This window comes from Luteibacter sp. (assembly GCF_009912395.1).
Classification (GTDB): Bacteria; Pseudomonadota; Gammaproteobacteria; order Xanthomonadales; family Rhodanobacteraceae; genus Luteibacter.
In genome coordinates, this window is record NZ_WNDO01000001.1 from 92120 (window position 1) to 107245 (window position 15126).

12 protein-coding genes are annotated in these 15126 nt (G+C 65.9%); 8 read left to right on the top strand and 4 right to left on the bottom strand.

What is annotated here, in order from left to right; genetic code table 11:
* The first annotated feature begins 16 nt into the window (after positions 1-16).
* Both GAK28_RS00445 and nth read left to right on the top strand, forming a co-directional pair.
* A complete protein-coding gene (locus tag GAK28_RS00445; protein ID WP_291773673.1) occupies positions 17-625 on the top strand; it encodes an RnfABCDGE type electron transport complex subunit B in 609 nt (202 codons plus the stop codon).
* Between the two features lie 20 nt (positions 626-645).
* Positions 646-1260 (top strand): endonuclease III, encoded by a 615-nt coding sequence (nth, locus tag GAK28_RS00450; RefSeq protein ID WP_291774475.1) that lies wholly within the window; start codon positions 646-648, stop codon positions 1258-1260.
* A gap of 69 nt (positions 1261-1329) precedes the next feature.
* Here nth and GAK28_RS00455 read toward each other — a convergent pair whose 3' ends face one another.
* The 3 genes from GAK28_RS00455 to GAK28_RS00465 form a co-directional block, all read right to left on the bottom strand.
* The gene (locus GAK28_RS00455) at positions 1330-2847 is read right to left on the bottom strand and encodes a SulP family inorganic anion transporter (protein ID WP_291773675.1); all 1518 of its coding nucleotides are present in this window, start codon (positions 2845-2847) and stop codon (positions 1330-1332) included.
* Positions 2848-2859: 12 nt separating this feature from the next.
* A complete protein-coding gene (locus GAK28_RS00460) occupies positions 2860-3549 on the bottom strand; it encodes a carbonic anhydrase (RefSeq protein WP_291773677.1) in 690 nt (229 codons plus the stop codon).
* A 139-nt stretch (positions 3550-3688) separates the two neighbouring features.
* Entirely contained in the window at positions 3689-4324 is a 636-nt protein-coding gene (locus tag GAK28_RS00465; protein WP_291773679.1) for a hypothetical protein, read from the bottom strand.
* Between GAK28_RS00465 and GAK28_RS00470 the strand changes: the two genes are divergently transcribed.
* The 5 genes from GAK28_RS00470 (at position 4323) to GAK28_RS00490 (ending at position 12450) form a co-directional block, all read left to right on the top strand.
* Positions 4323-4988, top strand: a complete 666-nt coding sequence (locus GAK28_RS00470; RefSeq protein WP_291773681.1) for a response regulator — start codon at positions 4323-4325, stop codon at positions 4986-4988. The genes GAK28_RS00465 and GAK28_RS00470 overlap by 2 nt on opposite strands.
* Positions 4985-6403, top strand: a complete 1419-nt coding sequence (locus tag GAK28_RS00475) for an ATP-binding protein (protein WP_291773682.1) — start codon at positions 4985-4987, stop codon at positions 6401-6403. The genes GAK28_RS00470 and GAK28_RS00475 overlap by 4 nt, the downstream gene beginning before the upstream one ends.
* A 189-nt stretch (positions 6404-6592) precedes the next feature.
* Positions 6593-9829 carry an efflux RND transporter permease subunit gene (locus tag GAK28_RS00480; protein WP_291773684.1) on the top strand — a complete coding sequence of 1079 codons (3237 nt, stop codon included), beginning with the start codon at positions 6593-6595 and terminating at the stop codon, positions 9827-9829.
* The gene (locus GAK28_RS00485; protein ID WP_291773686.1) at positions 9819-11006 is read left to right on the top strand and encodes an efflux RND transporter periplasmic adaptor subunit; all 1188 of its coding nucleotides are present in this window, start codon (positions 9819-9821) and stop codon (positions 11004-11006) included. The genes GAK28_RS00480 and GAK28_RS00485 overlap by 11 nt, the downstream gene beginning before the upstream one ends.
* On the top strand, positions 10990-12450 hold the full coding sequence (locus GAK28_RS00490) for an efflux transporter outer membrane subunit (protein ID WP_291773688.1): 1461 nt from the start codon (positions 10990-10992) through the stop codon (positions 12448-12450). Before GAK28_RS00485 ends, GAK28_RS00490 begins: the two co-directional genes overlap by 17 nt.
* 185 nt (positions 12451-12635) lie before the next feature.
* Here GAK28_RS00490 and GAK28_RS00495 read toward each other — a convergent pair whose 3' ends face one another.
* Entirely contained in the window at positions 12636-14225 is a 1590-nt protein-coding gene (locus GAK28_RS00495) for a hypothetical protein (protein ID WP_291773690.1), read from the bottom strand.
* A gap of 209 nt (positions 14226-14434) precedes the next feature.
* Between GAK28_RS00495 and rnt the strand changes: the two genes are divergently transcribed.
* Positions 14435-15094: a ribonuclease T gene (gene rnt, locus GAK28_RS00500; protein WP_291773692.1), complete on the top strand. Its 660-nt coding sequence runs from the start codon at positions 14435-14437 to the stop codon at positions 15092-15094.
* Positions 15095-15126 lie beyond the last annotated feature (32 nt).

The window sequence follows — 15126 nt, forward strand, 5'->3', positions numbered from 1 at the left end:
CGGCCGTGCGCCAGCCATGACGCCAACGCTCGCCGACCGCATCGACGACCTGCTGCCGCAGACCCAGTGCGAGCAGTGCGGCTTCCATGGCTGCCGCCCCTACGCGGAAGCCATCGCCGCCGACGAGGCCGAGATCAACCGCTGCCCGCCGGGCGGTGCCATCGGCATCGCCCGGCTCGCCACCCTGCTCGATCGCGCGATCCTTCCGCTCGACACCTCGCGTGGCGAGGAAAAGCCGCGCACGCTCGCACGCATCGTCGAAGCCGACTGCATCGGCTGTACGAAATGCATCCAGGCCTGCCCCGTCGATGCGATCCTTGGCGCCTCAAAGCTCATGCATACGGTGGTCAGCGATCTCTGCACGGGCTGTGAGTTATGCGTACCGGCCTGCCCCGTGGATTGCATCACGCTCGACCCGATGCCACAGGCCCAGGCCGACGACCGTGCGCACGCCGACACCGCGCGCCTCCGTTTCCAACGACGTGAGGCACGTGTAGCCCGAGACCGCGACATGCGCGAACGCCAGCTTGCCGCGAGCAAGCGCGATGTCGGCGCGCCGGCGGCACGCAATGCCGTACTGGAAGCCCTGGCCCGTGCCAAGGCGAAAAAGAAGGACACCCCGTGAAGAAAGCCGACATCGTCGAGATGTTCAGCCGCCTGCGCGAACTGAATCCGCATCCGAAAACCGAACTCGAATACACCACTCCGTTCGAGTTGCTCTCGGCCGTGGCCCTGTCGGCGCAAGCCACCGACGTGGGCGTGAACAAGGCCACGCGGAAGCTGTTCCCCGTCGCCAATACGGCGCAGGGCATCCTCGACCTGGGCCTGGACAAGCTCAAGAGCTACATCAGCACCATCGGCCTGTACAACAACAAGGCCAAGAACCTCATCGCGATGAGCCAGATCCTCGTGGATCGCTACGATGGGGAGGTGCCGCAGTCTCGCGAAGCGCTTGAAGAACTACCGGGCGTTGGCCGCAAGACGGCAAATGTCGTGCTCAACACAGCCTTCGGCCAGCCCACCATCGCGGTGGACACGCACATCTTCCGCGTTTCCAACCGCACGGGCCTCGCCCCGGGAGCGGACGTGCGCAAGGTGGAGGACAAGCGGGAAAAAGTGATCCCCAAGGAATTCATCCAGGACGCCCATCATTGGCTGATCCTGCACGGGCGTTATGTGTGCAAGGCACGCAAGCCGGAGTGTCCGGGCTGCCCGATCGTGGATCTTTGCGCGTTCAAGCAAAAGACCAAGGCGGCGTAGCCGCCTTGGTCGTCGTGTTGTCGTAACCGGGGGTCGCGCGCAAGCGCGCTCCTACAGGCGATCGGACTGCTAGGCGGCCTTGGGTGCGCCCTCGACGCGTCGGCCCAGCTCTTGCCAGTCGACGATCAGTTCGCAACCGCGCTTGGAAGCGTTACGGCCCCATTCGCGCAGCAGCTCCAGCGACGCCTGGTCCACATGCTGCAAGCGATCCATCACGACGCGCAGGCGGGTATTCGGCGGCACGGCTTCGAGAGTGCGGGCCATGCTCGGCACCTTGAGGAACGTAGCGGAGCCTTCCAGGTGCAGCGTGGCCTGACCGGGTTCGTCGTGGTGCTTCACGTCCATCTTCAGCTTGGAGGACAGCAGCGCCAGGCGGAACAGCGACAGACCGAAGCCGACGATCACACCGGTGAGCAGGTCGGTCGCCACGATGGCGACGGTGGTCGCAACGTAGACGGCGGCGGTGCCCTTGCCGTAGGCGGCGAGGTCCTTGATCTGCTTCGGATTGACCATCTTCACGCCGGTGAACACGAGGATGCCGGCCAGGCACGACACCGGGGTCATGCGCATCAGCCACGGCAGCAGCATCACGAAGGCGAGCAGCCACGCACCCTGGAAGATCGTCGCCATGCGCGTGGCGGAACCTGCCTGCACATTGGCGGCGCTGCGCACGATCACGCCGGTCATCGGCAGCGCGCCGAGGAAGCCGCAGATGAGGTTGCCCACGCCCTGCGCGGTCAGCTCGCGGTCGTAGTTGGTACGCACACCGTCGTGCATGCGATCCACCGCGGCGGCGGAAAGCAGCGTTTCGGCGCTGGCGATGAAGGCGAAGGTGGCGGCCGCCACCAGCAGCGTGGCATCGAACAGGCCGAACAGGCTGCCCATGTTCGGCAGGCTTACCGCCGAGAACAGGTTGGCCGGCACGTCCACGCGCTTCACGTCGAGTGCGCCCAACTGCGCCACGAGGGTCATCGCGACCACCGCAAGCAACGCACCCGGGATGAAGCGCAGCTTCGCGGGGCGAAGCTTTTCCCAGCCGAGCATGATGCCGATGGTGCCCAGACCGATCAGCAACGCGGCGGGCGCCTGCCCTTCGGCGGCACCGGTCACCGATTCCCACGCAGCGGCGGGGAGCGCCGCGAAGTTCTCGAGACCGCGAGCCTTGGGAATCGCATCGAGCAACACATGCGACTGCGAAGCAACGATGAGGATGCCGATACCCGAGAGCATGCCGGCCACGACGGCCGGCGATGTCATACGGAACCACACGCCGACCTTGCACAGGCCAGCCACGATCTGGATCAGGCCGGCAAGGAGCACGACGGGACCGAGGGCGGCCACGCCGTGCTCGCGCACCAGTTCGAACACCAGGACCGCCAGGCCCGCCGCCGGGCCGCTGACCTGCAGCGGCGATCCGGCGATGGCGCCAACGACGAGACCGCCGACGATACCGGTTATCAGGCCCGCGCTGGGCGGCATGCCCGACGCGATCGCGATACCCATGCACAACGGCAGAGCGACAAGAAAAACGACCACCGAACCTAGGAGGTCGCGGCCAAAGAGGCCCTGGGAGAAATAGGTGCGCATCGGGGTAAGTCCTTAGGCGGCGGAAGCCACCGGCAGGCGCACGGAGAACCGTGCGTGCGGCGTGGCATCGGGGATTTTGGTGGCATCCGCCTCCAGCGGACGGAAGCGACCCTCGGCGGGGTCGAAGGCGGTGATCTCGGTCTTGGCGATGTCGTAGATCCAGCCGTGGATGCGCAGGCTGCCATTGGCCATCGCGGCGGCGACAGCAGGCAGCGTGCGCATGTGCTCAAGCTGGCCGACCACGTTTTCCTCGGTGAGGTAACGCAAGCCTTCCTCGCCGTGGATCGTCGGGCGGTTCTCGGCAACGACGTAGCGAGCGACATCGGCATGCTTCAGCCACTGCTCGACCGACGGCTTGCCCTTGAGCGCCGCCGGATTCTGCAGCGCCTTCATCGCACCGCAATCGGAGTGACCGCAGATCACGATGTGCTGCACCTTGAGCGCGGTAACCGCGTACTCGATGGCGGCGACGACGCCGCTGACGTGCTGCGCGTACGGCGGCACGATATTGCCAACGTTGCGGTAGACGAACAGCTCACCCGGCTGCGCACTGAACATCAGTTCAGGCATCACACGCGAGTCGGCGCAGGTGATGAACATGGTGTGCGGGGTCTGTCCGGAAGCCAGGCGCGCGAAGAGCTCGCGCTGCTCGGTGGTCATTTCACGGCGAAACTGATTGAAACCCTGGATAAGACGTTCCATTGTGGTTCTCTCTCTTTGGGGGAGGATGGGGATGCGGACACACGGGCCCGCGAGCGCCCCGGCTCAAGCCGGCACGCGCATGCATCGATGGCACGGGGAAAGGAATGGCCGTCGCGGACGCGACGACGCACCGGATCGATCAGACGATCGGAGGACGGTGGTCCTGGCGGGGATGATGCGCGTGCGGCGGAGGCACGAGGTCGACAGGACGCGGGGTGACGCCGCGCGGCACGTTCATCACGTACTCGGGCGGAACGTCGAAGGTGTCGTCGAGGTTGTAGCTGTTGTCTTCGAGCGAGGGAACCTGGCCCGATGAATCGTCGTCCGCAGCAAACATGCCACTCATGTCATGGGAGACATGCTCCATGACGACGACATCGTCGTGCGTGACGCAAGGGTTCGCCTGCACCGCGCCGCACGCGACGAACATCGCCACCAGCACGAACATCGTGCTGAGGAAACGGCGCATAACGGTGGCGAAGGGGATACCCATGACGGCCGAACCTACCCAGCGCCCTGGTACCTTGCAAGCGCTGCGATGCAACAGATTCAGGTTTTGCGCCATTTCACATGCCAAACCGTGATAAATGCCCGTTTGTCGCAGGTACCCGGCGGCAAAAACAGTGGGAATCCGTTCACATTCTGGCTTCGCAAGCCCCCTGACGCGGTGAGACGATTCGCAGCCAGAGGACAAAAGCCAGGCAAAAGCAGGCCCCACCATCATCCCGGCACGCCGGCCCATCCCTCCACCCGCACCGAATCGAGCCACCTCCATGCATATCCTCCTGATGGAAGACGACACTGAACTGGGCGAAGCGATCAAGCACGCGCTGGAGCACCAGTCCTATGCCGTCACCTGGCTGACCGACGGACGCCAGGGCATGGCGGCCCTGGCGGACGGCTCGATCGACCTGGTTCTTCTCGACCTCGGCCTGCCCGGCAAGGACGGCTTGGAGGTGCTGGCAGAGGCCCGGCGGGGCGGCGTGAAGACGCCGGTGCTGGTGATGACCGCCCGCGACGCGCTGGAAGCGAGGATCCGCGGCCTCGACCTGGGCGCGGACGATTACCTCGTGAAGCCCTTCCACCTGGGCGAGCTGGCAGCCCGCATCCGCTCGCTGACCCGCCGCGCCCAGGGTCTCGTGGACAATCGCGTGGAAGTCGGCGGCCTCCGGCTCGACCTCGCCACCATGGAAGTGGAGTTCCGCGAGCAGCGCGTCACCCTCACCCGCCGCGAATTCGCCGTGTTGCGCACCCTCATGGAGCGCGCCGGCCGCATCGTCCGCCGTGAAAGCCTGGAAGGTTCGGTCTACGGCTTCGACACCATCGTGGATCGCAACGCCATCGAGGTGCAGGTGCACTGGCTGCGCCGCAAGCTCAGCCCGGAAGTGATCCACACCGTACGTGGCATCGGCTACATGATCCCGAGGGATCCCCAATGAAGACGATGAGCCTGCGCTCGCGCCTGACCTGGCTCATCATCGCCGTCATGGTGGTGGTGCTGATTCCCCTCGGCGCCATCAGCTACCAGCGCGAGCAGCGGGAGATGGGCCAGTTGCTCGACGGACGCCTCGCCCAGGCCGGCCGCACACTGGGCACACTGATCGCTCACGGCCAGGACGGCTACGTATCGCAGGAGCAACCCCGGGACATCGCCCTGCCCGAGGAGGCCCGGCGCGGCAGCGTGCTCGTGCCCGTCCACCCCCGCAACTACGAGCCCGAGGTGGGCTTTCAGGCCTACGACCCCGAAGGCCGAATGATCGCCGCCACCGCGAACCTCGCCGACCTGCCCCCGCCCACCGCGGCGGAACGCGGCTTCAGCGACCTGGACCACGACGGTTCGCGCTGGCGCATCTTCACGCTGAAGAACCGCTACAACCTGGTAATCCGCATCGGCGAGCGCTACGACAACCGCCGGGACATCACGCGCGGCCTCGTGCTGGAGCACACGCTGCCCCTCGTCATCGGGCTGCCCCTGCTCGCGATCCTCGTCAGCCTGGCGGTCAAGCAGGGCTTGCACCCCCTCGACCTGCTCACGCGCCTGCTCGCCAAGCGCACGCCCGGCAGCCGAAAGCCCATCGCCCTGGATCGCACCCCCGACGAGATCAAGCCCCTCATCGTGACGCTGAACCAGCAGCTTGAGCGACTGGAAGACGCGATCGAGCGCGAACACCGCTTCGCCAGCGATGTGGCGCATGAGCTGCGCACGCCCCTGGCGGCGACCATGATCCACCTGGAAAGCGCGCTGATCGCCGACGATCCGGACGAAGTCCAGTACACCCTGAAGAACGCGCGCCGCAGCCTCGGACGACTGGGGCGGCGGATTGAGCAAATCCTGGCCATCGCCCGCCTTGAAGCCGGCGCGGCCTCGCAGCACCGCATGCCCCTGGACCTGGTGCTCATCGCGACGGAGGTCGTCGAAGAGCTAGCGCCAGTGATCGCCGAAAAGGACATCTCCCTCAGCCTCAACCATGACGAGCCCGAACTGCGCGTGGCGGGCCACGAAGTGGCGCTGACCGCCATGTTCCGCAACCTCATCGAAAACGCCTTGCGATACACCCCCGAACGCGGGCAGGTGGACATCGACATCGCACGCGTCGACGGCAGGGCCGTGATCGATGTCCGTGACGATGGCCCCGGCATTCCTGCCGAGCGCCGCGAGGCGGCCTTTCGTCGCTTCCACCGCGAGACGGAGGCCGGCGCCACCGGATTCGGCCTGGGCCTGAGCATCGTCCAGCGCGCAGTGGAGCTCCACGATGCGCGTATCGACCTGCTGGAAGCCCCCGGCGGTCATGGTTTGCAGGCGCATATCGTGATGGACGCCCTGCCCCCGCCCAGCCCGGGAACGGTCGCCTGACGCAGGCGGCGGGAGGCTTTTCCCGCCCAAAAGATTTCCACAAGCATCGACGCCGATGATGCGCATGGGCGCTTCTGCCCGAGGCAAAGCCGAGCGTTATCCGTCGATGAAACCCCAAGCGCCCGAACGGCGTGCCGACCGTCATCCGCACGTCACATTCCCCGCCCTGAACGCCCCGGAGCGCCTGCCATGCTAGCGCTCGTCCGCATCGCGCTTTCGCGCCCGTACACGTTCATCGTGCTGGCCCTGCTGATCCTCATCGCCGGACCGCTGGCCGCCCTGCGCACGTCCACCGATATCTTCCCCAACATCGGCATCCCGGTGATCAGCGTCGTGTGGACCTACAACGGCCTGCCGCCCGACCAGATGTCCGGTCGCGTGATCTACTACTACGAGCGCCAGCTCACCACGTCGGTGAACGACATCGAGCACATCGAGTCGCAGTCGCTGCCGGGCGTGGGCATCGTGAAGATCTTCTTCCAGCCCGGCGTCGACATCCGCACGGCCACCGCGCAGGTCACCTCGATCTCGCAGACGGTGGTCAAGCAGATGCCGCCGGGCATCACGCCGCCGCTGATCCTCAACTACAACGCCTCCACGGTGCCCGTGCTGCAGATGGCGCTGTCGAGCAACAAGCTGTCCGAGGCGACGATCCGCGACATCGCGCAGAACTTCATGCGCCCGACGCTGATCTCCGTGCCCGGCGTCGCGATCCCGACGCCCTACGGCGGCAAGCAGAAGCAGGTGACGCTCGACCTCAACCCGCGCGCGCTTGCGGCCAAGGGTTTGTCCGCGCAGGACGTCGGCAACGCGCTCAGCGCGCAGAACCAGATCATTCCCGTGGGCACGGCGAAGATCGGCACCTACGAGTACCACGTCCAGCTCAACAACAGCCCCACGGCGATCGACGAGCTGAACAACCTGCCGATCAAGACCGTCAACGGCGCCACCATCACCATCGGCGACGTGGCCCACGTGCGCGACGGCGCGCCACCGCAGAACAACGTGGTACGCATGGACGGCAAGCGCGCGGTACTCATGCCGGCCCTGAAGAACGGCAATGCCTCCACCCTCGACGTGGTGGCCGGCATCAAGAAGCTGTTGCCACTGATCCAGGAAACCCAGCCGAAATCGCTCAAGATGAACCTGCTGAGCGACCAGTCCATCTTCGTGAAGTCGGCGGTGGCCTCGGTGGCCCGCGAGGGTGTCATCGCCGCGGCACTCACCTCGGTGATGATCCTGCTGTTCCTCGGCAGCTGGCGTTCGACGGTGATCATCGCGCTGTCGATTCCGTTGTCGATCCTGTCCGCCATTGCCCTGCTCTCAGTGTTCGGGCAAACGTTGAACGTCATGACGCTGGGTGGTCTGGCGCTCGCGGTGGGCATCCTGGTCGACGATGCCACGGTGACCATCGAGAACATCAACTGGCACCTGGAACAGGGCAAGTCGGTGATGACCGCGATCATGGATGGCGCGAAGCAGATCGTGACGCCCGCCTTCGTCTCGCTGCTGTGCATCTGCATCGTGTTCGTGCCGATGTTCATGCTCAACGGCATCGCCGGCTTCCTGTTCCGCCCGATGGCGCTGGCCGTGATCTTCGCGATGGTCTCGTCGTTCATCCTATCGCGCACCCTGGTGCCGACGCTGGCGATGTTCCTGCTCAAGCCGCACCACGTCGAACAGGGCTCGGGTGGCCATCCGGAAGATCCGTACATCAACCATCACGAAGGCGACCAGCACGCTCGCCGCAAGCCAGCGGTGATCCGCGCGCTGGTGGCGTTCCAGCTCGGTTTCGAGCACCGCTTCACCCGTATCCGCGACGGTTACTACGCCATCCTCGGCGTGGCCCTGGAGAACCGCAAAAGCTTCATCGTCGGCTTCCTCGCCTTCGTGCTGGCCTCGTTCGCCCTGCTGCCGGCACTCGGTCGCGACTTCTTTCCGGCCATCGATTCCGAGTCGATCTCCATGCATGTACGCGCCCCCATGGGTACCCGCGTGGAGGAAACGGCGGCCGAGTTCGACCGCATCGAGGCCGCCATCCGCAAGATCGTCCCGCCCGACCAGCTCGAGACGATCATCGACAACATCGGCCTGCCGCTCAGCGGCGTGAACCTGGTGTACAGCAGCAGCGGCACCATCGGTCCGCAGGACGGCGACATCCAGATCGCATTGAAGGAAGGCCATCGCCCCAGCGCCGACTTCATCAAGACGATGCGCGAGACCTTGCCGCGCCAGTTCCCCGGCACGCAGTTCGCCTTCCTGCCCGCGGACATGACCAGCCAGATCCTCAACTTCGGTGCGCCGGCGCCGCTGGACGTCTCCATCGCCGGTCGCGACCGCGCAGGCAACGAAGCCTACGCCGAGGCGATCATGAAGGAGATGCGCAAGATCCCCGGCATCGTCGACGTGCGTCTCCAGCAAAGCTCCAGCTATCCGCAGCTCAACGTCTCGGTGAACCGCGTACGCGCCGACGGCCTGGGCATCACGGAACGCGATGTCACCAACAGCATGGTCGCGTCGCTGGCCGGCAGCTCGCAGGTGGCCCCCGCGTTCTGGCTGAATCCGAAGAACGGCGTTTCGTACGCCATCGTGGCAGCGACACCGCAATACCTCATGGATTCGATGGCCGATCTGCGCGCGCTGCCGGTCACCTCGTCCAGCGACCGTGCCACGCAGATCCTTGGCGGCATCGCCTCGTTCAAGCGCGGCCCCAGCGACGCCGTGGTCTCGCACTACAACATCATGCCGGCCTACGACATCTACGCATCGATCCAGGGCCGTGATCTCGGCGGCGTTTCGCACGACGTACAGGCGGTGCTGGATCACTTCCAGGCCACTCGCCCGAAGGGCACCCTGGTCAGCCTGCACGGCCAGGTCGGCACGATGAACGAAGCCTTCAGCGGCCTGCTGTTCGGCCTGGTCGGCGCCGTGTTGCTGATCTACCTGCTGATCGTCGTGAACTTCCAGTCGTGGCTGGACCCGTTCGTGATCATCACCGCACTGCCCGCCGCGCTGGCCGGCATCGTCTGGATGCTGTTCCTCACCCATACGAGCCTGTCGGTGCCCGCGTTGACCGGCGCGATCATGTGCATGGGTGTGGCGACGGCGAACTCGATCCTTGTGGTGAGCTTCTGCCGCGAACGCCTCGCCGAACACGGCGACGGCATGAAGGCGGCGCTCGAAGCCGGTTTCACCCGTTTCCGTCCCGTCTGCATGACTGCGCTGGCGATGGTCATCGGCATGCTGCCGATGGCGCTCAGCCAGGAACAGAACTCCCCGCTCGGTCGCGCCGTGATCGGCGGCCTCATCTTCGCCACCTTTGCCACGCTGCTCTTCGTGCCGGTGATCTTCTCGATCGTGCACGGCCGCACCGCGCCCGCCCCTTCTGACCAACGCCTTATCGGAGACGAACCTCATGTCGCATGAAGCCACCAACGCGATGCCGGGACGGCCGCCCCGCCTGCGGCTGGCCATTGCCATCGGCTTGGGCCTCGCCGTCGTCGCCGTCGTCGCCGGGCTGTCCCTGCGCACCGTCGAATCGCATGAACTGACCCACTGGACCGACGCGCAGCTGACCCCCACCGTGGACGTCATTGCCGCGTCGCAGCTTGCGGGCGGCCAGGGCCTCACCCTGCCGGGCCACCTCGACGCATGGATCAGTACGCCGATCCATGCCCGCGTGGGCGGCTACCTCAAGAAATGGAACGTGGACATCGGCGACAAAGTGAAGGCGGGCCAAGTGCTCGCCATCATCGACACACCGGAGCTCGACCAGCAGTTCGAACAGGCCAAGGCGGAGCTGGTGCGTGCACAGGCCAACGTCCGCCTTGCCGAAACCACCGCCTCGCGCTGGCAGAACCTGCTGGATTCGCGCTCGGTGTCCAAGCAGGAAGCCGACGAGAAGGCCAGCGAAGCGGAGACCGCGCGCGCGAACGTGCTGGCCGCGAAGGCCGACGTCGACCGCCTGGCCGCACTCGAATCCTTCAAGCAGATCGTCGCCCCGTTCGACGGCACCGTCACGGCGCGCAACACCGACATCGGCGACCTGGTCACGGCCAACAACGACAGCGGTCGGCCACTGTTCGCGGTCGCTGACACCAGCAAGATGCGCCTGTATACCGAGGTGCCGCAGAGCTACGCGGCGGCCGTACGCTCCGGCATGAAGGTGAAGATGCTCGTGCTCGGTCATGGCGGCGAGACGGTCGAAGGCACATTGATCGGCAGCTCCAGCGCGATCGATCGCTCGTCCGGCACCCTGCGCGCGCAATTCGAGGTGGAAAACCCGCGCCACGACCTGCTCCCCGGCGACTTCGCCGAGGTGCAGCTCTCGCTCACCCCCGACCCGAACACCGTGACCGTGCCTGCCACCACGCTGCTGTTCCGCGCGGCCGGCCCGCAGATCGCCGTCGTCGGCAAGGACAATCACGTGGTGCTGCGTGACGTGCATATCGCGCTCGACCTCGGCGACAAGCTGGAGATCGACCACGGCCTGCAACCGGGCGACCGAATCGTCGATCACCCGTCCGACTCCCTCGCGCAGGGTGACCTCGTCCAGATCGCCACGCCCGTCGCCCAAGAGGCTCCCCATGCCAAGCAAGCGTGACCTCACCCCGCGCCTACTCGGCGTGGCCCTGCTCCTGGCGCTAGGCGGCTGTTCCCTGGCGCCGACGTACAAGGCACCCACGGTCGGCCCGCTGCCGGACGCGTTCAAGGGTGCAGCGAATCCCGAGGGCTGGACCCAGGCCAAGCCCGGCGACGACACCTCCCGCGGCCCCTGGTGGAAGGTTTATGGCGATCCCGTATTGGAGCAACTGGAAGGCCAGCTCGACACCGACAATCCCGACCTCGCCATCGTCCTGGCCCGCTTCGACGAGTCGCGGGCGTTCGAGCAACAGCTGCGATCGAGCCAGTTACCCCACGCCGGACTCGACGCCAGCCCGACCAACAACCGCCAGTCCGACAATCGTCCGCTGCGCGGTTCGAACCAGCCCAACGAGTACGACACGCGCACCGTGCAGTTCAGCGCGGGCTATGAGCTGGACCTGTGGGGGCGCATCCGCAACGAGGTCGCCGAGGGCAAAGCGCGTAGCGACGCGGCGCAAGCCGATCTCGCCTCCGCCCGCCTGAGCCTGGAGGCGCGCCTGGCGGACCTCTACATCCGACTGCGTGGCCTCGATGTCGAATCGCGCATCGTGCAGGACTCCCTGCAGGCCTACACCGATGGCCGGCAGATGACGCAGAAGCGCATGGAGGGCGGCGTGTCGTCCGGCCTGGATGTCGCGCGGGCGAACGCCCAGTACTCCGATGCGCAGGCGCAGGCTACCGAGCTGCGCGCGCAGCGGGCGCTCGCCGAACACGCCATCGCGGCATTGGTGGGCAAGGCGGCATCCAGCTTCTCGCTGCCGGCGAAGACCGCCGCGCTGGCGATTCCCGCGATTCCGCTGGGCGTGCCATCCACCCTGCTGGAACGACGCCCGGACATCGCCGCCGCCGAACGACGCACGTTCGCTGCAAACGCCGGCATCGGCGTGGCACGGGCTGCCTTCTTTCCGACGGTGAGCCTCGGCGCCGGCTTCGGCTGGCAGGATGTCGGCCACGGCAGCCTGCTCAGCACGGGCAACCGTTTCTGGGCGCTCGGCCCCCTCGCCTCGTTACCGCTGTTCGATGGCGGCCTGCGCAAGGCCCGTGTCGCACAGGCGCGTGCGGAGCTGGATGCCGCCTCGGCGCAGTACCGCAGCGTGGTGCTGCACGCCTTCCAGGAGGTGGAAGACAACCTCACCCTGCTGGAGGAACTGGGCCGCGAAGCCGCGCAGGAGAACGCGGCCGCCGACGCCGCGAAGGAATCGCAGACGCTGGCGACCAATCGCTATAAGGAAGGCGTGGTGAGCTATCTCGACGTGGTGACCGCACAGACGGCGGCGCTGCGTGCCGAACGCACGGCGGAACTGGTACGCACACGGCAGCTCCAGGCTAGCGTAGATCTGATCCGTGCACTGGGCGGCGGCTGGTCGGCCGGCGAGAACGTCACCCAGGCCACATCCATGTAGGAGCGTGCTTGCGCGCGATGGGTGCTTGCGCGCGATGGGTGCTTGCGGCAATTCCCATCGCCCGCAAGCGCGCTCCTACAAATACGTCGCCCATCCAACCGTTCGCGGTGACGCAGAAAAGAAAACGGCGGGCCATGCCCGCCGTTTTCTCCGTCCCTGGGTCGAACTCCCTTGCGATACCGGTATTAGAACGGGTAGTAGCGGAAGCTGGTGAAGAGCATGTCTTCCTTGGCCTTCGGCGAGCCGCCGATGCCTTCGAACGCTTCGCGCTCGGTGTGCGAGTACTGGGCACCGAACTGGGCGCGGCCGAACTTGCCCTGGTAGAACTTCCACCAGAAGCCCAGCGTGCCCTGCCACACCTGCTTGGACTGGCCCACGCAGGCGCCGCCTTCGACGTCGCAACCGGCGTTGCTGTACTTGGGGTTGCCCCAGCCCAGCGCGACGCCGTTGTAATCGAACGCTTCCTTCTCCTGACGCTCGCGGCCGCCGAAGGCGTAGATGTCCCAATCCGGCGTGGCGTGGTAGGTCAGGCCGGCAAGGAGCATGTTTTCCTTGATCGGGGCGATCGAGCCGTTCGGACGGAAGGTCACGTCCGGCAGCTGGGCGCTGCCGTAGCGGCCGATGCCGCGACCCTGCATGCCCGAGAACTGGAAGTCGAGGACCTTCTCCACCACCGGCAGGATCACGCCGATGCCGTAGCCGCCACCGTAGACGTTGTGGTTGCTGTTGCCCTGGCCCGAGTTGTAGCGGTTGTAGAACGCGCGGCCCACACCGAAGATTTCGTAGTGACCGAAGCCCGGGTCAGCCGCGAACTTCACGACCACGTCGGGAATGTGGTTGAGCGAAAGCGTGTTGGCCGAGTCATAGCCCGAGCCAGCCGGGGTGTTGTAGATCGACTGGACCGGCGCCTTGGCCTGGTTCGGGCTGATGCCGAACGTGGTCTGCGGGTTTTCCAGCGAGATACCGAGCCAGTACTTCTTGTCGAAGTCCTTGACCAGGCGGATCTGCGTCTGACGTGCCCAGGTGAAGCCCGGGAGGTACTGGGCGTCGATCTGCGGCGGGGTCAGTTCCTGGCGCGGGGTGATGCCCTTGCTGTTGAGCGTCAGCAGCGACCAGTTCTGGCCGGCCAGCAGGTGCAGGCCCGGGTTATCCCAGTCGACCGTCATGTAGACGTTGCGCTCGCGCGGATTGAACGAGTTGCTCTCGTTCTGGTTCGCGGTCTGGGCGCCGCCGATGAAGTCGGCCTCGATGTAGCCGGCAACGTGGGTGTTCGGATCGATGTCACCCTGGGCGAGCAGCGAGATGCGGCTCTGGCGCGCGGTGAAGTGCGTTTCCGAGGTGCGGCCGACCGAGCTGTTGCGGTACGGGATCGCGTTGAAGTTCGAAGCGATGTCCGCGCCTTCGTTATGCGTGCGGTAGATCGTTTCCGCGGCGAGGAAGCCGCCAAGCGTGATGTTCACGCCCTTGTACGAGAGCTTGTCGGCCGACTTCTTGATCTGGGTGTCGACGGCAACCTGCTGCTTCTGCACGGCCTCGATGTTCTGGCCCGTGGAGACATTGATGTCGGACTGCGCGTCGGTGCGCTGTTCCAGTTCGACGACCTTCGCCTGCAACGCCTGGAGCTGGGCCTTCAGGGCCTCGATCTCGGCGTTCCGCGACGCTTCCGCACTCTGGCTCGCCGTCTGCTTTTTGGTCGTGGCCGGGTCGGCCGCGACGTGGAAGCTGGTAACGCCCAGGCCAGCGGCAATGGCCACCGTGAGCAACTTGGAACGCATGGGATGTCTCCGCTTGATGGAATGGCTTGAGTGATTGCCCCTGAGCTTCTGCTGAGCCTTTTCCGTCAGAAAAAACTCAAAAGAAGCAAACGCCGCGAAGAATGGGACCCGGCCTTTACCGTTACATGCCTTTTTTGTTACAGAACCAAGACATCGGTACATCGGCTTAACGAATGCCCGGCCCCGCCCCGGGCTGGTATCCTTGTCATATGGATACAGTGAGCAATAGCACCGCCACCACGATGGCCGCGCGGTTCCGCGGGTTCCTGCCCGTCATCGTGGACGTCGAGACAGGGGGGTTCGAGGCCGAACGCGACGCCCTGCTCGAGATAGCGGTCGTTTCCGTCCGTATGGACGCCTCGGGCCTTCTGGTGCCCTGCCCGGCCGTGGCGGCCAATGTGGAGCCCTTCCCGGGCGCCAACATCGACCCGCGCTCGCTGGAAGTCACCGGCATCGACCCCGACCACCCCTTCCGAGGCGCCCTGCCCGAACGGCAGGCCCTGGACCACGTCTTCGCGGCCGTCCGCGAGGCGGTGAAGGAAACGGAGTGTCAGCGGGCCATCCTGGTCGGCCATAACGCCGCCTTCGACCTGGGCTTCCTCAACGCGGCGGTGCGTCGCGTGGGCCACAAGCGCAATCCCTTCCACCCCTTCAGCTGCTTCGACACCGCCACCCTTGGCGGCCTGGCCTACGGCCAGACGGTGCTCAGCCGTGCGGCCATCGCGGCCGGCGTGCCGTTCGACACCCGAGAGGCTCATTCCGCCATCTATGACGCGGAACGCACGGCCGAACTGTTTTGCGAGATCGTCAATCGCTGGCGTCGCCTGGAGCTCTCGGAGCAGGAAAAGCCAACGCCTCTGGCGGTTTGAGTCTTTTCGTAAGTTCCTGAATATGACGCCAA

Coding starts and splice junctions, on each gene's coding strand:
- GAK28_RS00445 (WP_291773673.1), top strand. CDS start 17: ATGACGCCAACGCTCGCCGACCGCATCGACGACCTGCTGCCGCAGACC.
- nth (WP_291774475.1), top strand. CDS start 646: ATGTTCAGCCGCCTGCGCGAACTGAATCCGCATCCGAAAACCGAACTC.
- GAK28_RS00455 (WP_291773675.1), bottom strand. CDS start 2,847: ATGCGCACCTATTTCTCCCAGGGCCTCTTTGGCCGCGACCTCCTAGGT.
- GAK28_RS00460 (WP_291773677.1), bottom strand. CDS start 3,549: ATGGAACGTCTTATCCAGGGTTTCAATCAGTTTCGCCGTGAAATGACC.
- GAK28_RS00470 (WP_291773681.1), top strand. CDS start 4,323: ATGCATATCCTCCTGATGGAAGACGACACTGAACTGGGCGAAGCGATC.
- GAK28_RS00465 (WP_291773679.1), bottom strand. CDS start 4,324: ATGGAGGTGGCTCGATTCGGTGCGGGTGGAGGGATGGGCCGGCGTGCC.
- GAK28_RS00475 (WP_291773682.1), top strand. CDS start 4,985: ATGAAGACGATGAGCCTGCGCTCGCGCCTGACCTGGCTCATCATCGCC.
- GAK28_RS00480 (WP_291773684.1), top strand. CDS start 6,593: ATGCTAGCGCTCGTCCGCATCGCGCTTTCGCGCCCGTACACGTTCATC.
- GAK28_RS00485 (WP_291773686.1), top strand. CDS start 9,819: ATGTCGCATGAAGCCACCAACGCGATGCCGGGACGGCCGCCCCGCCTG.
- GAK28_RS00490 (WP_291773688.1), top strand. CDS start 10,990: ATGCCAAGCAAGCGTGACCTCACCCCGCGCCTACTCGGCGTGGCCCTG.
- GAK28_RS00495 (WP_291773690.1), bottom strand. CDS start 14,225: ATGCGTTCCAAGTTGCTCACGGTGGCCATTGCCGCTGGCCTGGGCGTT.
- rnt (WP_291773692.1), top strand. CDS start 14,435: ATGGATACAGTGAGCAATAGCACCGCCACCACGATGGCCGCGCGGTTC.